Genomic DNA, 24,492 nt, shown 5'->3' on the forward strand with positions numbered 1-24,492 from the left:
CCACATGGGCGACGCGCAAAGTCTGGTGGGCAAGATCGCAGCGATGCAGGATTACGCCCTGTATCGGGACCTGTCTTGGGAAGGGAGCTTCGAGGAGTACCTGGGGCTCATTCGCAAGCAGCCGCAAGTCACGCGCAACGCGTTCCAGCGTGCGTACGACATGATCATCCGGTACGGGACCGAGGAGTACACCGACAACAAGAAGAAGCTCGTCCGGTACAACTTCTTCAAGGACGAGCTGAACGGCGGCCAGGACGCCATCTACGGCCTCGACATTCCGCTCATGCGCCTCGTGCACGTGCTCAAGGCGGCGGCGGAAGGGTATGGCCCCGAGAAGCGCGTCATCTTGCTCCACGGCCCTGTCGGCTCTTCGAAGTCGACGATCGCGCGCCTCATGAAGAAGGGCATCGAGCACTACTCGATGTCGACGGACGGAGCGCTCTACACGTTCGACTGGGTGAACCTCGACGGCGTCGGCATGGCGGGCCCCGAGAGCGGCCGCTTCAAGTGCCCCATGCACGAGGAACCCTTGCGCCTCATCCCGCCGACGTGGCGTGACCGCGCGGTCAAGGAGCTCGAGCTCTCGAACCCCACCTTCCACGTGCGCGTCGACGGCGACCTCGATCCGGCGTGTCGCTTCATCTTCAACAAGCTGATGGAGCGCTACGGCGGCGACTGGGGCAAGGTCATGCAGCACATCCGCGTGCGCCGCCTCGTGCTCAGCGAGAAGGACCGCATCGGCATCGGCACCTTCCAGCCGAAGGACGAGAAGAACCAGGACTCGACCGAGCTCACGGGCGACATCAACTACCGCAAGATCGCCGAGTACGGCTCCGACTCCGACCCGCGCGCGTTCAACTTCGACGGCGAGTTCAACATCTCGAACCGCGGCGTCGTCGAGTTCATCGAGGTCTTGAAGCTCGACGTCGCGTTCCTCTACGACCTGCTCGGCGCGTCGCAGGAGCACAAGATCAAGCCGAAGAAGTTCGCCCAGACGGACATCGACGAGGTCATCCTCGGCCACACGAACGAGGCCGAGTACAAGAAGCTCCTCTCGAACGAGTTCATGGAGGCCCTCCGCGACCGCACGATCAAGATCGACATCCCGTACATCACGAAGGTGTCGGAGGAGATCCGGATCTACGAGAAGGACTTCAACCGCGACAAGATCCGCGGCAAGCACATCGCCCCGCACACGCTGGAGGTCGCGGCGATGTGGGCCGTGCTCACGCGGCTCGAGGATCCGAAGAAGCACAACCTCTCGCTCGTGCAGAAGATGAAGCTCTACGACGGCAAGGTCCTGCCGGGCTACACGCAGGACACCGTGAAGGAGCTGCGCAAGGAGGCGCCGCGCGAGGGCATGGAGGGCATCAGCCCGCGCTACGTGCAGGACAAGATCTCGAACGCGCTCGTCAACGACATCGGCGAGGGCACGATCAACCCGTTCATGGTCCTCTCCGAGCTCGAGAAGGGCCTGCGCCACCACTCGCTCATCTCGAGCGACGAGCAGCGCAAGCGGTACGGCGAGTGCATCGGCATGGTGAAGCGCGAGTACGAGGAGATCGTCAAGAACGAGGTCCAGCGCGCCATCAGCGCCGACGAGGACGCGATCCAGAAGCTCGCGGCGAACTACATCGACTCGATCAAGGCCTACACCCTGAAGGAGAAGGTCAAGGATCGGTTCACCCGCGAGGACGTCGAGCCGGACGAGCGCCTCATGCGCTCGATCGAGGAGAAGATCGACATCCCCGAGAACCGCAAGGACGACTTCCGCCGCGAGATCATGAATTACATCGGCGCGCTCGCGGTCGACGGCAAGAAGTTCGAGTGGCACACGAACGACCGCCTGCGCCGCGCGCTCGAGCTCAAGCTCTTCGAGGATCAGAAGGACGCGATCAAGCTCCAGACCCTCGTCTCCAGCGTCATCGACAAGGAGACCCAGGAGAAGATCGACATCATCAAGACGCGGATGATCAAATACTTCGGGTACAACGAGGTCTCCGCGCGCGACGTCCTCGACTACGTCGCCAGCATCTACGCCCGCGGCGATACGAAGTAGCCAGCCCTCGCGAACGCGTCCCCAGGCTCCCCGCTCCCACCGAGCGGGGAGCTTTTTTCATTTTGCCGCGGTGCGCCGTGAACCCGGCCCCGCCCGTGAATCCACGCGAAACGTCGCAAATTGCATCGCTGCGCAGCCGCCTTCGCGCTACGCAAAACCCATTTCGCGCCTATTTTCGCGGATCTCCCCATTGGGCCCTGGTCTTTCCCGGGGTATAGATCGGTCATGCGACGCCTCGGCGCGCTCCTTGGTTCGTCCCTCCTCTTGGTGTTTTCCGCCGGCTGCGGCGGATACCTCGGCAGCGCGCAGCGCGCCTACCAGGACGGTCGCTACCTCGAAGCGGCCGAGAAGCTCGGGGACCATGAGGACGAAGTCACCGCGCTCTCGCCGCGCAAGCAGGTGAGTTACGGGTTGTATATGGGGCTGTCCCTGATGAAGCTCGGGGACCACGACGGCGCCGAGCGCTGGCTCGGGTTTGCCGAGCAGGTCGAAGCCCAGCGGCCCGGGACCTTGCGGCCCGACGAGAAACGCGAGATCGAGGCCGCCCGCGGGCAACTCGCCGGCATCGAGGAGAAGGCCAAGGCGGCGGGCGAGGAGCCCACCCAGGACGGGACCTTCCTTCAGACCGTCCGGCAGACCGAGCCCGCGCCCTAGGACGCGTCCTTGGATGCGTCCTTGGACGCGTCCTTTTCGAGCTTCGCGCGCAGCCGCGACACACTCTGCTCCAGCGACGAGACGACCCGCCGCAGGTCGCGCACCTCGTCGGACGTCGCCAGGCCCATCGACTTCGCGAACGCCTCTTTTTGCTCCGTCGTGAACGTCGAGACGCGCCCGGGCATGCTCATCGCCGTCATCACGAGCTTCATGAACCGCTCGTCCTGCATGAGCTTCGCGACCTGCGGGCTCGACGCGAACTTCATTCCCTCGGAGACGATCCGATCCTTGATGGACATGGACGGAGCCTAGCAGACCCGGGCAAGCCGAGGGTGCAGCGTAGGCGGCCCCCTGTCCCCCGTCCTTCCATAAAAAGTTGGTTCGATTTGCGTTTGCCATTACGTTTGTCAGAGTCCTGCAGAGCCATTCGCGCCGGATTTTCCCCGCGCGTGGGCTCGGGGAGGGGAGCGAATGCACTCGAACGGCCTCGCCAATGGCTGCGTGCCGGGCGTTCACGAATCCGACGACGATCCGCCGTCGACCCAGCCCAGGACCAAGCGCTCTGCCGAGGCGTCGCCCGATTCCACGGTCCTGCTTTGCGTCCAGGTCATGCCGCCCGACGCCCGTATCTTCCTCGACGATACGTTGATCTCGGTCGGGCCGCATCGCGGGCGTATTCCGTGTGAGCTTCGCTGGCGTGTCCTGCGCGCCGTGGCGCCGGGGTATGTCTCGTGGGCCGAGGTCATCATGCCCGTCACCGACATCACCGTGGCCGTGGCCCTCGGGCGCAAGGCGCAATCGACGCCGCCGCCGCCGCGCCCGATCCGCGTCGTCCTCCGCCAGCCGGAAGAGCCCGTGCCGGATTCGACGCCCCCGTCCTCCACCGATCCGCTGGCGATCACCGTCGGCTGGTGAATTCGGCCTTTGCGCTCGGGGGCTCGGCTCGTAGGCCGCGCCGGGCCCCCGAGCGTTGTTTTCTTCCCTTCCCGCGCGACGCTTCAATGGGCGACGCGCGCGCCGAGCCACCGCGTGAGCAGCGGCCAAACCGTATGCGTCGAGCGGCTGCCCATGATCAGATCGATGTGGCCTTGCGGGAACACGCGGTACGTCTTGTCCCCCGATCGGCTCGATCGATAGGCCGGCTCGACCGACGCGGGCGGCGCGAGATCGTCGCTCTCGCCCGCGACCACGAGCAGCGGCACGTCCATCGCCTCGAACCCCTCGACGAACCCGGACAACCCTCCGAGCCGGTGCCCGCTCTGCCGCGCCTCCGCCGCCGCGAGGAACATGTTCCGGAGCACCGTGATGCTCCCGCTATCCATCGCCAGGGACATGTGCTGCGCGAGCACCACGGGCTCCATCGATCCCGGACGGAAGCCGCGAATCGGCAGTGGAAACACGGGACTTTCGACGAGCACGCGCGCGAGCCGGACGACCTCGCCGATGGCGCGCAGCCCGAGCGCCCCGTGGCCGAACGACATCCGCCGGTCCACGGCGAGCAGCAGGTGGCCGGCCAGCGTCAGCGGCAGCGAGCCGCGCGTGAAATGGTAGGGGCTGCCGAGGGTCACCACGCCGGCCACCGCGCCGTGGGCGAGGGGCGCCGCCGCGTAACTGACGAGCCCGCCGAGCGAATGTCCCACGAGGAACACCGGGTGCGGCCCGGCGAGCCGTTGCACTTCTTCGAGCGCCCAGGGGACGTCCTGCTTGACGAACTCGCTCACGTCGGTCGGCCGCCGCGCGCCGAGGTGTCGGGAACGGCCGTGGCCGCGCAGGTCCAGGTTGAAGACGTCGAAGCCCTCGCGGGCCAGGTAGTTCGACAGGCTCCGGGCGGGCAGGTGCCAGGCGTATCGATTTTGCCCGTAGCCGTGAATGAGCAGCACGCTCCCCCGCGTCCCGCCGAGCTCCGCCGAGCGTTTTCGCACCATCGCCAGCGGAATTCCATCCTCGGCACCGCCGCCCCGCACGACGCACAGCTCCTTGACGAAACGCCCGCGCGCGTCGCGATCGATCGCTTGTTCGACCCGGAGTTGGTGCAGGATCATCGGTCCCCTCCGATTACCTACAAGAATGCGCCGAGCATGCAACGCGCCGAGCACTTCCCGGACATTGGGGCCTCGCGTGTCTCCTCGTTTCCAAGGAAAACCGGGAAGCCGCGCGCATGAGGCCCCGGATTGGATGGCACGTGGGCCATGTCGAGTTGGGAAGATCACGTGGCTGGGCGTGTCGGTGGGGTGGGTGCGTCGCGGGGGCTTTCAAGACGGGCGGGCTCGTGTACTGTCTCGGGCGTCCTTCTCCCTTCGAGCACACCGACGAAAGAGCGCCCCATGTCCCGCATGGCCCTGCTTACCCGCTTTGCTCCCTTGACCCTCGGCGCGTCCCTCTTCGTGGCCGGCACCGCGTATGCGCAGCCCTCCGAGGACGGGTTCGACAAGGACGCCGAAGATACGATGGCCGGAAAGGCGAACGACAAGGAGGAGGCGGCGGCCGGCGACAAGATGCCGGGCGAGAAGGAGAAAAAGAAGGAGGACAGCGGCGACGCCGGGATCTGGGACACGAAAGAGGATCCCACGAAGGCGTACCGTTACGTCGGCCTCCGCTACCGCCACGCCATCATCCCGAAGGCGATCCTGAACCTCTTCACCGACGGCGGCGCCACGGTCGGGGTGCCGATGGGGGGCCTCGAGTTCGGCACGCGGCGCGACCGGCTCGAATACATTTTCTCGCTCTCGTACGCCGACTACTCGAAGGGCGAGATGCTCTTCAAAGGCAAGGGCCAGCCGGTCACGGCGTACGAGCGCGTGCAGAGCGATCTCGCCGTCATTTACGGCAAGGTCGAGATCCTCTACGAGGTGCCGCTCGACAGCCGCAGCCGCTTCTCGCTCCTCTTCGGCGGCGGCGTGGGCATCGGCGGCGTCATCGGCGACCTCCGTCGGAGGCAGGTCTACCCGGGCTCGGGCAGTGATCCCGGCGTGCCCTCGCAGTGGAACGACTGCACGGCCTTCGGCGAACCGGACGCCACCTACTGCGACGTCGACAACGGCCACTTCGGCGACTACGCCGAGCCGAGCTGGGCGAGCGGCGGATCCAAGCCGTTCATTTTCCCGTGGATCGCCGTGCCGCAGGTGAGCTTCCGCTACAAGCCCATCAAGATGCTCCAGGCGCGCGCCGACGTGGGCTTCGCCATTAGCTCGGGCGTCTACTTCGGCGCCAGCATCGACTACATCCTCTGAACGAGGAGCCCAGGGGAACGTTGCAGCTCCCGCCCCGATACGAGCCCATCGCGCCCCTTGGCAAGGGCGGCGGCGGAGAAGTGTGGTCGGCCAAAGACCGCATCACCGGCGCGACCGTGGCCGTGAAGGTCCTCGCCGAAGGCGCGAACGAGGCAGAAATGCTCGCCCTCGTGCGCGAGGCCGTGGCCCTCTCCGGCCTCGAAGGCCTCGGCGTGCCGCGCATCCTCGGCTTCGGACGCCTGCCGAACAGCCCCCGCGCCTACCTCGTGCGGGAGCTCGTCGTCGGCAAGAGCCTGGCCGCGCGATTCGCAGAACCAGACGAGCCGCTGGAGATCCTCGCGGCGATCGCGCAGGCCGCCGATCAGCTCACGCGCCTGCACCGCGCGCTCTTGCTGCACGGGGACTTGAAGCCCGCGAACATCATCGTCGGGCCCTTCGGCAAGGCGACGCTCGTCGACCTCGGGCTCGCGGCGAACTTCCGCGACGGCGGCGAACGCCCGTCGGGCCTCACGCCGCGTTACGCCGCGCCCGAGCTGCTCACGGGCGCGCGGCTCGGCGTTCGCGCCGAGATCTATGCCCTCGGCGTCACGCTGCGCGAGGCCCTCGTCGCGGTGGGACCTCGGCTCGATCCGGCCGTCGTCGCGGCGCTCGAAGAGGTCGAGCGCCGCGCCACCGCGACCGATCCGACGAGCCGCTTCCCGAGCGCGGACGAGCTCGCGAGCGCCATCCGCCGCGCTGCGTCCTTGCCCATGCCCGAGGCGTTCGCCTCGCGCGACGCGCTCGTCTGGCCCATCGTTGGCATCGACGAGCACGCCGCCGCGCTCGACGCGCAGATCGAGGACCTGCGCTCGGGCGGCGGCATCGTGGTCACGGGCCTGCCGGGCGCCGGCAAGAGCACGCTCCTCCGACGCGTCGCGTGGTGGCTCGGCGTGAAGGGGCGCGGCGTGGCGTGGGTCGAAGCTGCGCTCGCGCCCGACCCGGGCCAGGCGATGGACCTCGAGCTCGCGGGGGCCGAGGAGGCGGAGGGCGCCATCGTCCTCGTGGACGACGCCGATCGCCTCGCGAAGCCCGACCTCACGCGCCTCGCCGCCCTGCGCGAGGCCGGCGCCCGCGTCGTCGTCACCTTCGACCCGGAGCGCCTGCCGAACCTGCCGGGCCCGACGCTCGAGCTCTTCGCCGTCCCGCCGCTCGACGAGGCGCGCGCGCGGGACCTCGTGCGCTCGGCGATCCCTTCACTCGGCGACGTCGTCGCGGCTCACGTCGCGCGCCGCGCGGGCCACTTGCCCGGCAAGATCCGCGCGATCGTCGAGGCGATCGCGCGTGCCCCCGTCGCGAGCGCCGCGGACGTCGATCGCTTGCTCGCCGAGGAGGACGAGCGCGGCACCGATCGTGAGCGTGCGATGAAGCTGCTCGATCGGGGCCATGTCGACGAGGCCGCCGAGGTGCTCGCGCGCCTCGAAGACGACCCCTCGCCGGCCGTGGCGATCGCCCGCGCGCGCCTGTTCACGAGCCGCGGCGACGCCCTGCGCGCGATCGCCGAGCTCGAGCGCGTGCAGGACGAGGCCCTCGCGGCCGACGCCGAGATCGCCGCCTCGTATTGCCTCCATGCGGCGCGCGCGCTCCTCCGCGCCGGCGACTACGCGGGCGCCGAGACCCAGGCCGGCGCCGCGGCCGAACGCACGGGCCTCCCGGCGGCCGCGGACGACGCCGCGCCTTTGCCCCGCGCCGAGGGCCGCCGCGCGCTCTCCATGCTGGCGATCGCCGCCGATGCGCTCGCCGTCTCGGGCCTCGCGCAGAGCTTCTCCTCGCGGCACGACGACGCCAAGCGCACGCTCACGCGCGCCGTGCGCCTCGCGCGTGGGGTCGGCGGCGAGCCGCGTATCCTCTCCGTCGCGCTCGGCTCCCTCGCCTTCGCGCTCCAGCGCGACGACCAGCTCGACCCCGCGAAGGCTGCCTACGAAGAAGCCCTCTCCGCGGCCGAGCAAGCGGGCGACGCGGGCAGCGTGGCCACGACACGCTTGAACCTCGCGGGCATCGCCAAGGCGCAAGGTGACCTCGCGGCTGCGCTCATGCACCTCGAAGCGGCGGTCGACATGGGCCACCGCTCGGGCCGCGTCCCCACGCTTCGCCAGGCGCTCTTGAACCTCGCGAACCTGGAGCTTTACCTCGGCCGCCTCGCGCGGGCGCGTGTCTCCATCGACCAGCTCGCGCTCCAGCGCAGCGAGCTCGGCCCGAGCCAGCGCGCGCAGCTCCTCTCGCTCGAAGCCGAACACGCCGCGCGCTCGGGAGATCCCGCCGCGGCCGAGCGCCTCTGCGGCGCCTGCGCCGAGAGCTGGGAGAGCCTCGGCCGAGGCGTCGACGCGGCCGAAGCGCGGCTCGAACGCGTGATGATCGCCCCTGCGACGTCCGGCGATGACGCGCGTGATCTCGATGCCGAAATCGAGCGTGCTTCGGCGGCGCTCGGCGGTGGCTCGGCGCATCGCCCGCTCCTCTCGCTCGCGCGCGCCCGCGTGGCCACGCTGCGCGGCGACGAACGGCAGGCGGCGGCGCACTGCGAAGAGGCGCTCGAAGCGGCGCGCGCCTCGGGCCAGAAGGACTTCGTCGCCCGTGCCCTCGAAGCACGCGCCACCCTGCACGAGGACGGCGGCAAGCCCATGCTCGCGCGCCGCGACCGGGAGGCCGCGCTCGCCGTGCTGGAGGAGATCGCCTCCGTCTTGCCGCGCGACCTGCGTGAGGTCTTCTGGGACGACCCGCGCCGCCGTGCCTTGCGCGCGCTCTGCGTGCCCTCCGTGCACACCCCGCCGGCTGCGGCGCCCGCACCGCCGAACGCCTCGCCTTCGAGCACGCTCGCCGCGCCGCGCAAGGCCCCCACGGAGGAGCGCCTCGCGCGCATCCTGGAGATCAACCGCGCCATCGCGGGCGAGGTCGATCTCGCGCGCCTGCTGGAGAAGGTCACCGACCACGCGATCGCCCTCCTCGGCGCCGAGCGGGGCTTCGTCATTCTCAAGAGCACGCAGCCGCGGGACGAGGCCAATCCGACGGCTGCGCTCCCGTTCGCGCTCTCGGTCCACGCCTTCCGCGGCCGCGAGGGCGACGACGCGCACGCGCGTTTCTCGCAGTCGATTGCCGAGCGTGTCGTCCACGTCGGCGAGCCGATCGTCACGGTGAGCGCGCGCGAGGACGCCCGCATGGCCGGGTATGTCTCGGTCCACCAGCTCATGCTCCAGTCGATCGCGTGTGTGCCCATCCGCGCGCGTGGCGGCGAGGTCATCGGCGCGCTTTACCTGGAGACGCGCCTCCGCGCTGCGATGGCCTTCACGGACGAGCTCCCCACGCTCGTCGCGCTCGCCGATCAGGTGGCGATCGCCATCGAGACCGCGCGCCTCGTCGGCGAGAACGCGCGCCGCGCGCGGGAGCTCGAAAAGAAGAGCGCGGAGCTCGAACGTGCGAACGGCGACCTCGAAGTGGCCCGCGCCGAGCTCGAAGAGCTGCTCGGCCTGCGCACCGAGGAGCTCAAGGCCACGAAGCGCGACCTCCGCTCGGCCCGCGCGGTCATCAAGGGGCATTTCGGCTACGAGGGCCTCGTCGGCCGCAGCGAGGCCATGCGCCGCGTCTACGCGCTCATCGATCGCGTCAAGGACACGGACATCCCCGTCCTCGTCATCGGCGAGAGCGGCACGGGCAAAGAAGTCGTCGCGCGGGCCATTCACAACGCCGGCCCGCGCGCCAAAAAACCCTTCGTGGGCATCAACGTCGGCGCCATTCCCGAGCACCTCCTGGAGAGCGAGCTCTTCGGCCACGTGCGAGGCGCCTTCACCGGCGCCGATCGGGATCGCCGTGGCCTCTTCCGCGAGGCCGAGGGCGGCACGATCCTCCTCGACGAAATCGGCGAAATGCCCCCGAAAATGCAGGCCGGCCTCCTCCGTGTCCTCCAGGAAAAGGTCGTCCGCCCGGTCGGCGGCGCGCGCGAAGAGCCCGTGAACACGCGCGTCGTCGCCGCGACCCACCGGGACCTCGTGGCGATGACCGCGGCCGGCACCTTCCGCGAGGACCTCCTCTACCGCTTGCACGTCGTCGAGGTCCGCGTCCCGCCCTTGCGCGAGCGCATCGAGGACATCCCGATCCTCATCGACCATTTCCTCGGCATCTTCGCGGCTCGTTATGGCCGTGAGCGCCGGAGCGTCTCGCGGGCCGCGCTTCGCCGGCTGATGGGGCATGGCTGGCCGGGCAACGTGCGCCAGCTCGAAAACGTCCTCTTGAATGCGTGGGTCCTCTCGGATCAAGCCGAGCTCGAGCCCGAGGACTTCGAGCTCCCCGAGGCCCGCCTCGCCCCGCGCCCGCCGTCCCCGCCGGAGAGCCTCCGCGAAGGCCCCCGCAGCGCTTCGCCCGAGCCCTCGCGCAAGCTCTCCTCGCTCGAAGCGCACAAGGCCGACGAGCGCGAGCGTATCCTCGCGGCGCTCCAGGCCTCGAACTGGAACCGCGTGAAGGCCGCGCGCCTCGTGGGTTTGCCCCGGCGCACGTTTTACAGGCGCCTCAAGGAGTACGGAATCCAATGACCGCCCAGCCCGGCAACCTCGCCGCCCTCGTGGACGGCGTCGCGCTGCCCGAAGAAGAGGCGCGCGACCTCTGGAAGCGCTTCAGCGAATGGATGGGCGAGCACCGCGGGGACATGGCGGGGTTCGCAAAGGCCAGCGGATTCGCGCAGATCACGCCCGAATACAGGGGCGGGCGTGCCGTGCTCGTCGCGTATACGAAGGAACCGCCGCCTGCGCCGCCGCCCAAGAAGCCGGCGGGGAAGGGGAGCGGAGCTGGTCGAGGCGGAGGCGGTCGCAAGGGCGGCGGCGGGAAACGATGACCTCGTTCGTCGAGGTCCTTCGTCCGCTCACGGCTTCTTCTTCGATACGATCTTGACGAGCCGCGTCTTCACCGACGACGCATCCGCCGGCGGATTCGCCACTGGCTCCCGCTTCACCCGCAGCTCGTAGGCGTACCCCTCTTCGTAGGGAAACCCCTCGATCCTCCCGTAGAAGCGCTCCCATTCCTTGTTGTCCGCCTCGCGGACTTGCCTCGACCCCTCGTGCGAATTTCCTGGAATCGTCGCTCGACGCCTGGAATCGTTCGATCATGAACGAGAGCCTTCGCTCCCTCTCCGGTGCGCTCGGTTTGCTCCTCTCCGTCGTGGGGTGCAGCCAGGGCTCTTCCTCCGCGCCGGCGCGGACGGCAGGCCCGCCGCCGGGCACGTGGAGTGGTGTTTCCCAGGCCGCTCCCCAGCAGACCGAGGCCTACCGCCCTGCCGCGCCTCGGTATTTCGGCAGCGCATTCATCTACCTCGCCAACAACGTGTCGAGGCAACTCGTCGGCTTTGATGTCGTCGACGGATGGGCCGTCATGGAGGGCGACATGATGCTCGGCCCGGCGACGCTCGTGCCCTTCCGGTATGGCACGCCACCGCGCACCACCGGGGAAATCAAAGGCGCGATGGGCCTCCAGAACCGCTCCGACCTCTGGCCGCGGGGCGAGATCCCTTATGTGATCGACGCCTCTGTCCCGCCCGCCACGGTCGAAGGGATTGGCTGGGCCGTCTCCCACGTGAACACCACGCAGCTCCGGCTCCGCCCCCGCGCGGGCGACGCCGATTACGTGGTCTTTCGCAACAGCGGCGAGGGCAGCGGGTGCAGCTCGTACGTCGGCCGCATCGGAGGCTCCCAGGAGATCCAGGTCGCCGACTGCGGGCGCGGCAGCATCGTCCACGAAATCCTGCACGCGGCCGGCTTCTTCCACGAGCAATCGCGTAGCGACCGCGACCAGTACGTCACCATCGTGTGGGACGAGATCCCGTCGCAATATCGGAGCGACTTCGAGCAGCGGGGCGGCGCGGGGCAGGACATCGGGCCCTACGATTACCAGAGCATCATGCATTACGCGCCGCATGCGTTCAGCCGCTCCGGCAGGCCCACGATCGTCCCGCGGGACCCGAACGCCCGCATCGGCCAGCGCGAGGGCCTCTCCCAGCTCGATCGGTCCGCGATTCAGGTGCTGTATGGTGCTGGCGGGGCGCCGGAGCTGCCCACGCCGCAGCCGAGCCTGCCTTTCCCCGGCACGACCTTCCCGTTCCCCACGGCGGGTCTCCCCTTGCCGAGCCTGCCTTTCCCCCTTCCCACGTTCCCCTTCCCCACCACGCAGCCCCCCGCTCCTCCGGCCCCCCCGCCGGTGCCGTCCGCTCCGGTCTCGTTCACCGGCACCTATTCGAGCACGCGAGGGCCGATGCAATGCTCGGAGAACGCCTCGATGGTGGCTTGTAGTTTCCAGGACGGAGGCGCGCCGGGCCGCCTCGATTGCGTGAAGGACGCGGGGAGCGTGCAGCTCTCCTGCACCTGGATGACGTTTTTCCCGCGGGCCGGCGCGGGCCGCGCTTCGCTCCGGCGTAGCTCCACGGCGGACCCGAACTTCGCTGGGACCTGGGGCAACTTGCAGAACGAGACCGACGGCGGTCGGTGGGAGGCTACGCGGCAATGACTCGGGCGAGGTGACGCGCATCGGAAAGGTGGGGGGATGCGAGCGTGCGACGTCGAGCGGGTGGACGTGGTATAGGTTCGTGCATGGCACCTCCGGCCGATGACGTTCTGCCCACGTCGCCCGTGGCGCCGGCGGCTGAGGTTTGGCGCGCCATGTCACCCGAGGCTCGCCAGCGGTTCCTCGACCAGGTCATCGTGGCGTTCTCGGATCCGCTATGGAACGAGGGAAACGGGCAGGCGCACACCCTCGCCAAGCAGCGAGCGGTCGACCGGCTACGGGGACACTTCAACGCCATCGGCCGCCGCATCTTTCTAGCCGAGGGAGAACTCAGCGTTCTTTACCCTGGCGAGCCTGCGTTCTGCCCTGACATCTTTGCCGTCCTCGACGTCCCCCAGCCCGAAGACGACGAGCGGATGGCCTGGGTCGTGGCCGACGAGGGGCGCGGGCTCGACCTCGTCATCGAGGTCCTTTATGAGGGCTATCGCAAGAAAGACCTCGTCGACAACGTGGAGCGATATGCTCGCCTCGGGATCCCCGAGTATTTCGTCTACGATCGCAAGAAGCAGCAGCTTCACGGCTACCGCCTGCCGACCCCCGAGGCGCGCCGTTATCAGCGCATCGTGCCGCAGGGAGGACGTTACGCCTCCGGCGTGCTGGGGCTCGACCTGGCCATCGAGAACGGCAAGCTCGAGTTCTTCTATGGAATGGCCGCGCTCTTCGGCACGGACGATCTCATCGGCCGTCTGAAAGGCATGATGCAGAGCCTGGAGGCGAAGGCGGAGCAGGCCGAGGCGCAAGTCGAGCAAGCTCAGACGCAGGCGGAGCAAGCCCTCACGAGCCTACAGAACAGCTTGCTCGCCATCCTTGCGGCCCGGGGGATCGCGTGCTCGGACGACGACTGCGAGCGCGTCCGTTCCTGCGCCGATCCCGAGACGCTCCAGCGCTGGCTCGTCCGGGCCGCCACGGTCGGCTCGATGGCCGAGGTGCTTGCCGAGTAGGGTTTCCCGCGCCGATCGCCGCGTGCAACGCGTGCAAACGCCCTCGGTGACACACCCGAGGCCACGTGCATCCGTGGCAAGCGGCCCTTGTGCCGAGCAGGGATCCGCCTGCACGCGTTGCAAGCGCCTCTCTGCGCGTACCGAACGCCGTTTGCAACCGTTGCAAACGCCTCACTGTGCGTACGAAATGCCCCTTGCAACACGTGCAAGCGCCTCTCTGCACGCGCACATCGCGCCTTGCAACCGCTGCACGCGGGTCCCGTGACGCTCCCCGGGGACTTTTCGTCAATCGTGTGCTCCCGTTGCATCGTCGCGCAGACCGGCTCGTCTGTCCCCGCCTCATCCTTGCTGCGAGTCGTCCTCCCGACGACGCGCACATACCCCTTTCCAGGAGGTTCTCATGTCCCATCCCCGTAAAATCGTGCCCACCCAACCGCTCGACGACACCGAGGCCGAGGTCTTTTTCACGCGCTCCGGGCTGAAAGCCGACCCCGATGCGCAGGATCTCCTTCCCCTCACGGATAGCTGGCTCGCCAGGGTCGACATGGTGCGGGCGAAGGAGCGCTCGACCCGCGAGGCGCAGGCGGACGCGGACGCCGCGCGTATCATCGCCAATACACGGCTCGATCGTGCTTGCCAGCGGTTCGGGGACGAGCTCGTCCTCGCCGTGAACAAGGATCGCACGGCGGCGCGGTGGACGCAGTTTTTCCCGGTCGCTGTCAGCAAGTTCATCCGGCAAGCGTTGCCGCGGCAGGTCGCGCGGGTGCTCGGGTGGTTCGAATCAAGCGACCCCGTGCTCGATAAGCACCGCGGCGACCTCGAACCCTGGGCGCTGGCCGCGGAGGCCTCGCTCAAGCGAACGACGGCGGTGGTCACGGTGCGCGGCGAAGCGCGTATCAGCCGGGAGAAGCTCGCCGAGGATCTCACGCGCGAGCGGGACGGGCTGCACGATGCATTGACGGCCCGCGCGCGCGAGCGAGGGCTCTCGCGGGATTGGGCGGATCAGTTCTTCCGGAAGGTGCGCCGGGCGAAGGGCGCGGAGGAGGCGGCCGAGGGGGCGGGGGCGTAGGCTCCACGGGGCTGCCCTCGCCAGACCGAGCGTGCTAGGTTGAGGGCGTGGGCAGCCTGTCCCAAGAACAACCGACGAGCGTGCCTGCAGCGCCGCCGCAGGCACGCTCGGTCATCGTCAAGCTCGATCCCGACATCCTCGCCGCGGTCCTCGACGTGGACCGCACGCTGATCCAGCTCTCGCTCCAGCAGTCGCCCTGGGACCGGTTGCGCTCCGCATCCCGGATGATGCAGACCCTCGCCAGGATTCGCGATGCAGCGGCATCCCAGCGCGGCTGACGCGTACATACATTAAGGAGCACGCTGGTGAAGGACAGCAGGGACGAGCAGACCAGGTCTGAGGAGTACGTCGCGAAAGCGAAGGCGCTCGACCGCGATGGGCTCAAGGAGTTATGGGCAGCCATCAAGGCCGAGACCACGCCCGGTTGGCCGGACGGCAAAGCGCTGGAATACATGGTGCTTCGCGCCTTCGAGGAGGAAGGAGCGCTCATCGAATGGCCATACGATGTACGATGGCCCTACCGTCAGAACGAGAACAGCAAAGGCACTGTCAAGGTCGAGCAGATTGATGGTGCTGTTTACGTCGAACACATCGCCTGTATCATCGAGTGCAAGGATTCTGGCGAGGTGGACCATGAACCCATCTACAAGCTACGAAGCCAGCTGATCCGGCGTCCTGCTTCGACGATTGGGGCGATATTTACGAGCGGCGAATACAGGGAAGTCGCCCGGCTCCTGTCGACATTCATGTTTCCACAAACGGTCCTGCTGTGGACGGCAGAGGAGATCGAGGCTTGCTTGGAGCGACGCAATTTCTGCAAAGCCCTGAAGTTGAAGTACCGCAAGGCTCTGTCACACGGGGCCACCGACCATAACGTGAGCAAGCTCGATGCCCCCAAGGAGTAAAAGTCGATGAAGAGCCATGTTGTCATCGAAGGTGGTCGGTTCGATCGAGACCTGGTTAAATTGTTTGTTGATGAAATGTTGCCGGGGCTCGACATTCAAGTCGACGATGCGGGGGGAAAGTCAAACACAATTTCTCTCGCGCGAACGATGTTACGCGAGAGTCCAGAGCCCCTGGCGCTCGTCATCGATGCCGATACCGTCAAACCCGACCTCATACGCCAACAAAGGCAGGAGCTGGAAACCGCGCTTGGTCTCGTCGCCGATCCGAGCCTGTGGACGGTGGCTCTGTTCGAACCGGAGATTGAGCGCTGCTTCTTTCGAAACATCCCTTTCCTCGAAGACATCCTCGGCAAGAAGCTGACAGATGTTCAGAGGGCGCTATCGGAGTACGATCCGCCCCGCGTCCTCAGGGAATTGGAGCCGGGCTACAAGAAGGTTCTGCTTGGGAAATTGGCGGGCAAGAGTCTGGCACCGCTCAAGGACGATCCTGCCTTGCGGCAAGTCTGCGACTTTCTCGAAAATGCCCATCGCCGAGCCGCCGCGTAGCCTCCCCGCGTTGACAATTCCTCGTTCTGCCGTCGCGCTCGCCTGAGCCGCCGTAGCCGCGCCCCCGTTTGCCCTGCTCCTCCGCCCGCCCCCACGCTTGCTCCCACCCCTCCGTCCGCGTCGCTCCCTCGTCCGCCCGCGCGCCCTTTTTTCTCCCGCGGCAGCCCTCTTCCCGGGTAGACTCCCCGCCTTCCGAGGGGAGGAGAGGGCCGCGCAATGAAACGCTATCAGATGCTCATCGGTGGGAATTGGGTGGACAGCGTCTCCGGTCAGACGCGTGAGCTTCACGACCCGGCCAATGGCGAGATCGTCGCCACGGTCCCCGAGGCCTCCCGGGAGGACGCGCGGGCGGCCATCGAGGCCGCGCGCGTGGCCTTCGATCGTGGCCCCTGGCGCAAGACCACCGCGCTCGATCGCGCAAAACTCCTCTTCAAGCTCGCCGAGGCCCTCACCAAGGAGGCCGACGCCCTCGCGCGCCTCGAAGTCCAGAGCTGCGGCAAGCCCCTCGCCGAGGCCCAGTTCGACGTCGCCGACGCCGCCAACTGCTTCGAGTTCTACGGCGGCCTCGCCACCAAGATCGCCGGCGAGACCATGAACGTCCCGGCGAACAGCGTCAGCTTCGTCGTCCGGGAGCCCCTCGGCGTCTGCGGCCAGATCATCCCCTGGAACTACCCGCTCCTCATGGCCGCGTGGAAGCTCGCCCCCGCCCTCGCGGCCGGCAACACGTGTGTGCTCAAACCGTCGGAGCTGACGCCCCTCACGGCCTTGGAGCTCGGCCGCATCCTCACCGAGGTCGGGTTTCCGCCCGGCGTCGTCAACATCATCACGGGCCCGGGCGCCGGCGCGGGCGAGGAGCTCGCCGAGAGCCCGCGCGTCGACAAGGTCGCTTTCACCGGCGGCACCGTTACCGGCCGCAAGATCCTCCTCGCGTCCTCGGGCAACTTGAAGAAGGTCACGCTCGAGCTCGGCGGCAAGAACCCGAACATCGTCTTCGCCGACGCCGATTTCGAGTCCGCCGTCGACGGCGCGCTCTTCGGCGCCTTCGCGAACCAGGGCGAGGTCTGCTCCGCGGGATCTCGCCTCCTCGTCGAGCGATCGATCCACGATCGCCTCGTCGCTGCGATGGTCGAGAAGATCCCGCGCGTGAAGGTCGGCCATGGCCTCGATGCCGCGACGAAGATGGGCCCGCTCGTCTCGGCGGCGCACCGGGACAAGGTCGAGTCGTACATCCGCATCGGCGTCGACGAGGGCGCGCGGCTCGTCTGCGGCGGCAAACGACCCGCGGATCCGGCGCTCGCGAAGGGGCACTTCCTCGAGCCCACGATCTTCGTCGACGTCAAGCCCTCGATGCGCATCGCGCGCGAGGAGATCTTCGGGCCGGTCCTCAGCGTCCTGCCTTTCGACACCGAGGAGGAGGCCATCGCGCTCGCGAACGACAGCGAGTACGGCCTCGCGGCGGCGGTCTGGACGAAGAACCTCACGCGCGCGCATCGCGTCATCCGTGAGCTTCGCGCCGGCATCACCTGGGTGAACACGTATCATCCGACGTTCAACGAGATGCCTTGGGGCGGCTACAAGCAGAGCGGCACCGGCCGCGAGCTCGGGCTCTACGGCATCGAGGCGTATCTCGAGACCAAGCAGGTCAACATCAATCTGGACGAGGCCCCGCTCGGCTGGTACTAGCCGAAGATTTTGGGAGAGACCGCATGCGGATCGAATTGAAGACCGAGATCCCGGGGCCTCGGAGCCGGGCACTCATGGACCAGCGGCGCGCGGCGGTCGCTCGGGGGCCGTTCCACGGCACGCCCATCTTCGTCGCGAAGGCGCACGGCGCGGTGATCGAGGACGTCGACGGCAATCGACTCCTCGATTTCGCGTCGGGTATCGCCGTGACGAACCTCGGCCACACGCCGGAGGACGTCGTGCAGGCCGTGCAGGCGCAGGCCGAGCGCTTCTTGCACACGAGCTTCAACGTCGTCCCGTACGAGGGCTACGTCACGCTCTGCGAGCGCCTGAACCGCATCACGCCCGGCAGCTTCGCGAAGAAGGCCTTCCTCGCGAACAGCGGCGCCGAGGCCGTCGAGAACGCCGTCAAGATCGCCCGCGCCCACACGAAACGCCAGGGCGTCGTCGTCTTCGACCACGCCTTCCACGGCCGCACCTACCTCGCGATGAGCATGACCAGCAAGGTCGGCTATCGGCAGGGCTTCGCGCCCTTCGTCCCCGAGGTTTACCGCACGCCGTTCCCCTACGCCTACCGCTCGCCCGAGCCGGATGCCTCCGCGTGGGCCCTGCGTGCGTTCCGTGAACTCGTCCTGCACCACGTCGGCGCGAACAACGTCGCCGCCGTCGTCCTCGAGCTCATCCTCGGCGAGGGCGGCTTCGTCGACGCGCCCGTGCCTTTTGTCCAAGAGCTCGCGAGCTTCTGCAAGGAGCACGGCATCGTCCTCATCGTCGACGAGATCCAGACCGGCTTCGGCCGCACCGGCAAGCTCTTCGCGTGCGAGCACTACGGCGTCGAGCCCGACCTCGTCACGCTCGCGAAGGGCCTCGGATCGGGCCTTCCGATCTCCGCGGTCGTCGGCCGCGCCGAGATCATGGATGCGCCCGTCGAGGGCGCGATCGGCGGCACGTTCGGCGGAAACCCCGTCGCCATCGCGGCCGCGCTCGCCGTGCTCGATCGCTTCGAGGCCGACGGCGGCGCGCTTTTGAAGCGCATCCAGGCCGTCGGCGAGCAGATCGGCGCGCGCCTCCTCGCGTGGAAAGAGCGTTTTCCGATCATCGGCGACGTGCGCGGCATCGGCCCCATGCGGGCCATCGAGCTCGTGCGGGATCCTCGCACGCGCGAGCCCGACAAGGCCGCGGCGCAGGCGCTCGCGAAATACTGTTACCAGCACGGCGTCGTCGTCCTCGGCGCTGGCACCTACGGCAACGTCATTCGACTGGCCCCGCCGCTTACCCTCGAAGATGCCGAGCTCGACGAAGGGCTCGTGATTCTCGAAGCGGGGCTTTCGGAGCTCGGGAGGAGCGCATGAGCCGGCACCTGCTCTTCATTGACGGCGCGTGGCGGGAATCGTCTCGCACGCACACCATCAAATCCCCCTACAGCGGCCGCATCGTCGCGGTCGCGGAGGAGGCGGACGAAGCCCTCATGGAGCGCGCGCTCTCGGCCGCGAAGGCCGCGCAGACGCGCTTCCGCAAGACGAGCCGGTACCTGCGCAGCCGCCTCCTCGCCGCGATGGCGCGGCGGATCGACGAGGAGCGGGCGAAGTTCGTCACGTCGATCGTCGACGAGGCCGGCAAGCCCGCGGCGCTCGCGGACGCCGAGGTGTCCCGCGCGATCACCACGTTCATCGTCGGCGCCGAGGAGGCCAAGCGGTATGGCGGCGAGGTCTTCCCCGTCGACATCGACGCGGCGGGCCGCGCGTACGAGCCGGGCACGAGCCTCTTCGTCCCGCGGGGGCCCGTCCTCGCGATCACGCCCTTCAACTTCCCGCTGAACCTCGTCGCGCACAAGGTCGTGCCTGCGCTCGCGATCGGCGCGCCCGTGCTCATCAAGCCGGCGCCGCAAACGCCGGGCGCCGTCCGCCTGCTCGCCGAGGTCTTCGAGGCGGCGGCGAACGAGGTCTCCGAGAGCCGCGAGACCATCCCGCTCGCCGCGCTCCAGACGATCAACGCCCCGAACGAGGTCACGGGCCGCGCGATTCGTGATCCGCGTGTCGCCGTCGTCAGCTTCACGGGCAGCGCCTCGGTCGGCTGGAGCATCCAGGGCATGGCGCGCGGCAAGCGCACCGTGCTCGAGCTCGGCGGCAATGCGGCGGTCCTCGTGCATGGCGGGGCCGACCTCGTCCGCGCCGCCGCGCGCGTCGCGTACGGGGCCTTCGCGTATGCCGGCCAGGTTTGCATTTCCGTGCAAAACGTGTGGGTCGAGGAGAGCGTCGAGGAGGCGTTCCGCGGCTTCTTGCTGGAGGAGGTAGGCCGCATCAAGACGGGCGATCCGCGCGGCGAGGGCGTGCTCGTCGGCCCGGTCATCGACGGCAAGGCGGCCGATCGCATCACGGCGTGGATCGACGAGGCGCAGAAGGCGGGCGTGAACGTCCTTTGCGGCGGCAAGCGCGAGGGCAACCTCCTTCAGCCGACGGTCCTCGATCGTCCGGGCGAGGCGCTCGCGATCGTGCGCGAGGAGGTCTTTGGTCCGGTCTTGAACCTGCTCACGTACCGCGACGTCGGCGAGGCCATCGAGGCCGTGAATCGATCGAAGTATGGCCTTCAGGCGGGCGTCTTCACCGACAGCTTGCGCGTCGCGCGCCGTACGGTCGAGGATCTGGAGGTCGGCGGCGTCATGATCAACGAGGTCCCCACCTATCGCGCCGATCACATGCCTTATGGCGGCGTGAAGGAATCCGGTCTTGGCCGCGAGGGCGTGCGTTACGCGATGGAAGAGTACAGCGAGCGCAAGACCGTCATTTCGTACAGGGGATGAACCTACCGTGGGGATTGGAGGATTCGCGATGATTCGTATGTCTTCGTGGGTATCGGCGGCGGGCCTCGCCGTGCTCGGGATCGTTTCGCTCGGCTGTCAGGGCGAAAAGAAGCCGGAGGGCGCGGCGCCCACGGGCAGCGCGGCGCCCGGGGCGCAGAAGCCGGCCGACCCTGCCGAGAAGTTCAAGGGGCAAACCCTGAACCTGCTCACCTGGGAGGGGTATGCCGATCCCAAGTTCACGAAGGGGTTCGAGGAGAAATACGGCGTCACCGTCAAGTACACGTATTTCGGTTCGAGCGACGAGCTCGTGGCGAAGCTCAAGTCGAGCCCCGGCGTCTACGACGTCGTCTCGCCCTCCTCGGACGTCGCGTATCCCCTCGTGCAGGGCGGCCTCGTCGACCCGATCGACACCAGCAAGATCACGAGCTGGGGCGACCTCGCGGACGCGCTGAAGAACCTCGACGACGCGAAGAAGGACGGCAAGCAATACGGCGTCCCCTTCACCTGGGGCCCCGATTACCTCATTTACGACGCCAACGTCGTGAAGGAGGAGCCGAAGAGCTGGAAGGTCTTCTTCGACGCCCAGTACAAGGGCAAGGTCACCCTCTGGGACGACATCTCGAACATCTATCTCGTCGGCCAGATCATGGGCCTCGACAAGACGAACCAGGCGGCGCTCTACAACATGACGGACGAGCAGCTCGCCGAGGCGAAGAAGAAGCTCATCGAGCTCAAGCCCCAGGTGCGCAAGTACTGGGCGACGGCGGGGGAGCTGAACGATCTCTTCAAGAACAAGGAGGTCGTCCTGGCCGTCGGCTGGCCGCTCACGGTCGGCACGCTCAACAAGGAAGGCCTGAACCTCAAGGGCGTGATCCCCGAGGAGGGCGCGACGGGCTGGATCGATAGGCTCATGATCACCTCGTCCTCGAAGAACAAGGACCTCGCGCTCGCGTACCTCGATTACGTCACGACGCCCAAGGCCCAGGCCCTCGTCTTCGAGGCGACGGGCGGATATTGCGTGGCGAACGCGAAGGCCAAGGAGCACATGTCCGAGGACCTCAAGAAGAGCCCGTGTGTCACCGAGGGCGAGACGTACTTCAAGCGCCTGAACTTCTGGCAATACGTGAAGGAGCGCAAGAAGTACAACGAGCTCTGGAACGAGGTGAAGAGCGCGAAGTAGGCGAACACGAATGGATACGGCGCCCGCCGCGAAGGCATCGATTCACGCGCAAACTCCGCCAAAGAGGCGGGCGCTCCTGTTCCTCGTCCTGCCCCCTGCGCTCTGGCTGCTCTGCTTCCTCGTCCTGCCCTACCTGGGCCTGTTCTTCCAGAGCTTCCTCGGCACGAACGACCTCGGCGACGTCGTCCTCGAGCCCTCGCTCGACGCGTGGAAGGCCTTCTTCACGAAGACCCTCTACCGCAGCACGCTGCTTTACACCTTCAAGATCGCGCTGACCGTCACGAGCCTCGCCGTGCTCTTCAGCGTGCCGCTCGCGTACTTCATCGCCTTCAAGGTGCGCCGCGGGAAGGAATTGCTCTACAGCCTCATCATCGTCCCCTTGTGGGTGAGCTACATCGTCCGCGCGTATGCGTGGAAGATCATCCTCGGCCGCGAGGGGATCCTGAACTCCTTCTTGCAATGGGCGAAGATCACGGACGCGCCTGTCGAGGCGTTCCTCTACAGTGAATGGGCGATCATCATCGGCCTCGTCCACATCTACACGCCCTTCGTGCTCATGCCGGTGTACACCGCGTTCGAGCAGATCCCACGCTCGCTCGTCGAGGCCTCGAAGGACCTCGGGGCCGGCCGCATCACCACGTTCTTCCGCGTCGTGCTCCCGCTCTCGCTCCCGGGCGTCATCGCGGGCGGCACCTTCGCGTTCGTGCTGACGCTTGGTGATTTCCTCGCGCCCGTCCTGCTCGGCGGCACCGACAACCTCATGATCTCGAACGTCGTGCAGAACCTCTTCGGCACCTCGAACGATCGTCCCCTCGGCTCCGTCGTCGGGATCGTCCTGCTCGTCGTCGTCGTGGCGCTGCTGGAGACGACGTCGCGCGCGGAGAAATCGTTCGCGAGCCTCGAATCGGGCCGCGGTCGCGGGGGTTTGGGGGCGCAGCCCGGCTCGTCCGGGCGTAGCCCCCATCGTCCCACGGGAGGCGCGCGTTGAAGCGCCGCTTTGATCTGCCCACGTTCCTCGTCGGCTCCGCGGCGGCGTTCGTCCTCGCGTTCATTTACCTGCCGATGGTCGTCGTCGTCGTGTATTCGTTCAACCCCGACGCGGTGAACGTCTTCCCGATGCGCGGCTTCTCCCTCCGCTGGTATCGCATGCTGCTCGACGACGAGCAGCTCCTCGCGGCGCTGCGCATCAGCCTCCTCGTCGCGCTCGGCGGCACCTCGATCGGCCTGCTCCTCGGCGTCCCCGGCGCCATCGCGCTCGCGCGCCACGATTTCCCGGGCAAACGGTTCCTCGAACGGATCGTCCTTTTGCCCCTGACCTTGCCGGGCATCGTCACGGGCGTCGCCATGTTGAGCTTCTTTCCGCTCATCGGCGTCCCCGTCTCGCTCCTCGCCGTCCTCATCGGCCACGGCACGTTCCTCATCGCGATCACGCTCACGCAGGTGTATGCCCGCCTCCGGCGCCTCGATCCATCGCTCGAAGAGGCGTCGGCGGATCTCGGCGCGCCGCCGATCACGACCTTCTTCAAGGTCGTCCTGCCGAACATCAAGACGGCCATCATCGGCTCGGCGCTCCTCTCGTTCACGCTCTCGCTCGACGAGATTCCGGTCACGTTTTTCCTCATCGCGGGCGACAACACCCTGCCCATTCAGATCTGGGCCATGATGCGCCGGGGCATTTCTCCCGAGGTCAACGCGATCTCGACCCTCGTCTTTGCTGGATCGATCGGCCTCATCCTGCTCGGCACCGCGCTCGGCGGCCGCGACAAGGAGTAAAACGTTTTGGGCATCGTGGAGCTACGCAAGGTCGTCAAGCGCTTCGGCGACGTCGAGGTCGTCAAATCGCTCGATCTATCCATCGAGAAGGGCGAATTCCTCACCTTCCTCGGCCCGAGCGGGTGCGGCAAGACGACGACGCTGCGCATGATCGGCGGCTTCGAGATGCCCACCTCGGGCGAGATCTACCTCGACGGCCGCGAGGTCTCCGCGCTCCCGCCGTACAAGCGCGACGTCAATACGGTCTTCCAGAGCTACGCCCTCTTCCCCCACATGAGCGTGCGCCAGAACGTCGCTTATGGGCTCGAACAGAAGCGCCTCCCCAAGGCCGAGATCGAGCGCAAGGTGACGGAGGTCCTCGCGATGGTGCGTATGGACACGTTCGCCGCGCGCAAGCCGCGCGAGCTCTCCGGCGGCCAGCAGCAGCGCGTCGCCGTCGCGCGCGCGATCGTCAATGGCCCCACCGTGCTCCTGCTCGACGAGCCCCTCGGCGCGCTCGACTTGAAGCTCCGCAAGGAGATGCAATTCGAGCTGAAGAGCCTCCAGCGCAAGCTCGGCATGACGTTCGTCTACGTCACGCACGACCAGGAGGAGGCGCTCACGATGAGCGACCGCGTCGCCGTGATGAACGGCGGCCGGATCGAGCAGATCGACGCGCCCGTCGCCATTTACAACCGCCCGAAGACCCGCTTCGTCGCCGATTTCATCGGCGAGACCAACCTGCTCGCCGGCGAGGTGCATCGCGAGGGCTCCGCGCATGCGCTGTCCCTCGGCGGCGCGCGGATCCCGATCGAGCCCGACGCCGTGCTCGAATCGGGTCGCGGCATCTCCTTGAGCGTGCGCCCCGAAATGGTCACGGTCCGCAAGGCCGAGGGCCATGAATCCGAGGGCGTCGTGCTCCCCGGGACCGTCGAGGAGACGGTGTTCGTCGGCTCCGTCTGGAAGACCGTCGTGCGCCTCAAGAGCGGCGAGCGGGTCGTCGCGACCGAGCCGCCGGCCACGCACGGCGAACTCGAGCAGGGCACCTCGGTCGTCGTCGGTTGGAATCCCAAGAGCGCGGTCGTCCTGGAGGCCTGACG

The 24,492-nt window shown here is 67.7% G+C and carries 22 protein-coding genes; 19 read left to right on the forward strand and 3 right to left on the reverse strand.

From position 1 onward, the window contains the following. The first annotated feature begins 4 nt into the window (after positions 1-4). Both E8A74_RS14195 and E8A74_RS14200 read left to right on the forward strand, forming a co-directional pair. Entirely contained in the window at positions 5-2,059 is a 2,055-nt protein-coding gene (locus E8A74_RS14195; protein ID WP_136929523.1) for a PrkA family serine protein kinase, read from the forward strand. Positions 2,060-2,284: 225 nt separating this feature from the next. Further along, positions 2,285-2,713 (forward strand): hypothetical protein, encoded by a 429-nt coding sequence (locus E8A74_RS14200; RefSeq protein WP_136929524.1) that lies wholly within the window; start codon positions 2,285-2,287, stop codon positions 2,711-2,713. Here E8A74_RS14200 and E8A74_RS14205 read toward each other — a convergent pair. Further along, positions 2,710-3,012: a hypothetical protein gene (locus E8A74_RS14205; RefSeq protein ID WP_136929525.1), complete on the reverse strand. Its 303-nt coding sequence runs from the start codon at positions 3,010-3,012 to the stop codon at positions 2,710-2,712. The genes E8A74_RS14200 and E8A74_RS14205 overlap by 4 nt on opposite strands. A gap of 172 nt (positions 3,013-3,184) precedes the next feature. On the opposite strand from E8A74_RS14205, the gene E8A74_RS14210 reads away from it, so the two are divergent. Further along, on the forward strand, positions 3,185-3,628 hold the full coding sequence (locus E8A74_RS14210; RefSeq protein WP_136929526.1) for a hypothetical protein: 444 nt from the start codon (positions 3,185-3,187) through the stop codon (positions 3,626-3,628). Positions 3,629-3,711: 83 nt separating this feature from the next. Here the strand turns inward: E8A74_RS14210 and E8A74_RS14215 are convergent, their stop codons facing one another. Beyond that, positions 3,712-4,755, reverse strand: a complete 1,044-nt coding sequence (locus E8A74_RS14215; protein WP_136929527.1) for an alpha/beta hydrolase — start codon at positions 4,753-4,755, stop codon at positions 3,712-3,714. Positions 4,756-5,037: 282 nt separating this feature from the next. On the opposite strand from E8A74_RS14215, the gene E8A74_RS14220 reads away from it, so the two are divergent. From E8A74_RS14220 to E8A74_RS14230, 3 genes are read left to right on the forward strand one after another with little or no spacing between them, the layout of a single operon-like run. Continuing rightward, entirely contained in the window at positions 5,038-5,943 is a 906-nt protein-coding gene (locus E8A74_RS14220; protein ID WP_136929528.1) for a hypothetical protein, read from the forward strand. 20 nt (positions 5,944-5,963) lie between these two features. After that, positions 5,964-10,499 carry a sigma 54-interacting transcriptional regulator gene (locus tag E8A74_RS14225; RefSeq protein WP_136929529.1) on the forward strand — a complete coding sequence of 1,512 codons (4,536 nt, stop codon included), beginning with the start codon at positions 5,964-5,966 and terminating at the stop codon, positions 10,497-10,499. After that, positions 10,496-10,798: a hypothetical protein gene (locus E8A74_RS14230; protein ID WP_136929530.1), complete on the forward strand. Its 303-nt coding sequence runs from the start codon at positions 10,496-10,498 to the stop codon at positions 10,796-10,798. The genes E8A74_RS14225 and E8A74_RS14230 overlap by 4 nt, the downstream gene beginning before the upstream one ends. A 27-nt stretch (positions 10,799-10,825) precedes the next feature. Here E8A74_RS14230 and E8A74_RS55485 read toward each other — a convergent pair whose 3' ends face one another. Beyond that, on the reverse strand, positions 10,826-11,038 hold the full coding sequence (locus E8A74_RS55485; protein ID WP_136929531.1) for a DUF4377 domain-containing protein: 213 nt from the start codon (positions 11,036-11,038) through the stop codon (positions 10,826-10,828). A 29-nt stretch (positions 11,039-11,067) separates the two neighbouring features. Here E8A74_RS55485 and E8A74_RS14240 point away from each other — a divergent pair, with 29 nt between their 5' ends. From E8A74_RS14240 to E8A74_RS14300, 13 genes are all read left to right on the forward strand, one after another. Then, a complete protein-coding gene (locus E8A74_RS14240) occupies positions 11,068-12,459 on the forward strand; it encodes a M12 family metallopeptidase (protein WP_136929532.1) in 1,392 nt (463 codons plus the stop codon). 152 nt (positions 12,460-12,611) lie between these two features. Next, positions 12,612-13,457 (forward strand): Uma2 family endonuclease, encoded by an 846-nt coding sequence (locus E8A74_RS14245; RefSeq protein ID WP_170229117.1) that lies wholly within the window; start codon positions 12,612-12,614, stop codon positions 13,455-13,457. Between the two features lie 400 nt (positions 13,458-13,857). Next, positions 13,858-14,526 carry a hypothetical protein gene (locus tag E8A74_RS14250; RefSeq protein ID WP_136929534.1) on the forward strand — a complete coding sequence of 223 codons (669 nt, stop codon included), beginning with the start codon at positions 13,858-13,860 and terminating at the stop codon, positions 14,524-14,526. Between the two features lie 47 nt (positions 14,527-14,573). Then, on the forward strand, positions 14,574-14,804 hold the full coding sequence (locus E8A74_RS14255; protein WP_136929535.1) for a hypothetical protein: 231 nt from the start codon (positions 14,574-14,576) through the stop codon (positions 14,802-14,804). Positions 14,805-14,831: 27 nt separating this feature from the next. After that, positions 14,832-15,431: a hypothetical protein gene (locus E8A74_RS14260; RefSeq protein ID WP_136929536.1), complete on the forward strand. Its 600-nt coding sequence runs from the start codon at positions 14,832-14,834 to the stop codon at positions 15,429-15,431. A 6-nt stretch (positions 15,432-15,437) separates the two neighbouring features. Then, positions 15,438-15,977 carry a hypothetical protein gene (locus E8A74_RS14265; RefSeq protein ID WP_136929537.1) on the forward strand — a complete coding sequence of 180 codons (540 nt, stop codon included), beginning with the start codon at positions 15,438-15,440 and terminating at the stop codon, positions 15,975-15,977. Positions 15,978-16,193: 216 nt separating this feature from the next. Then, positions 16,194-17,660, forward strand: coding sequence for an aldehyde dehydrogenase family protein (locus tag E8A74_RS14270; protein WP_136929538.1), 1,467 nt, complete (start codon positions 16,194-16,196; stop codon positions 17,658-17,660). Between the two features lie 23 nt (positions 17,661-17,683). Beyond that, entirely contained in the window at positions 17,684-19,012 is a 1,329-nt protein-coding gene (gene gabT / locus E8A74_RS14275; RefSeq protein WP_136929539.1) for a 4-aminobutyrate--2-oxoglutarate transaminase, read from the forward strand. After that, positions 19,009-20,460: an aldehyde dehydrogenase family protein gene (locus E8A74_RS14280; protein WP_136929540.1), complete on the forward strand. Its 1,452-nt coding sequence runs from the start codon at positions 19,009-19,011 to the stop codon at positions 20,458-20,460. The genes gabT and E8A74_RS14280 overlap by 4 nt, the downstream gene beginning before the upstream one ends. A 28-nt stretch (positions 20,461-20,488) precedes the next feature. Continuing rightward, positions 20,489-21,640: an ABC transporter substrate-binding protein gene (locus E8A74_RS14285; protein ID WP_136929541.1), complete on the forward strand. Its 1,152-nt coding sequence runs from the start codon at positions 20,489-20,491 to the stop codon at positions 21,638-21,640. A 10-nt stretch (positions 21,641-21,650) separates the two neighbouring features. After that, complete coding sequence (locus E8A74_RS14290) at positions 21,651-22,628, forward strand: ABC transporter permease (protein ID WP_136929542.1); 978 nt, start codon at positions 21,651-21,653, stop codon at positions 22,626-22,628. Continuing rightward, positions 22,625-23,413: an ABC transporter permease gene (locus E8A74_RS14295; RefSeq protein ID WP_211365357.1), complete on the forward strand. Its 789-nt coding sequence runs from the start codon at positions 22,625-22,627 to the stop codon at positions 23,411-23,413. Before E8A74_RS14290 ends, E8A74_RS14295 begins: the two co-directional genes overlap by 4 nt. A gap of 15 nt (positions 23,414-23,428) precedes the next feature. Further along, positions 23,429-24,490: an ABC transporter ATP-binding protein gene (locus tag E8A74_RS14300; protein WP_211365358.1), complete on the forward strand. Its 1,062-nt coding sequence runs from the start codon at positions 23,429-23,431 to the stop codon at positions 24,488-24,490. Positions 24,491-24,492 lie beyond the last annotated feature (2 nt).

The sequence above is a fragment of the Polyangium fumosum genome (assembly GCF_005144585.1).
GTDB lineage: Bacteria > Myxococcota_A > Polyangia > Polyangiales > Polyangiaceae > Polyangium > Polyangium fumosum.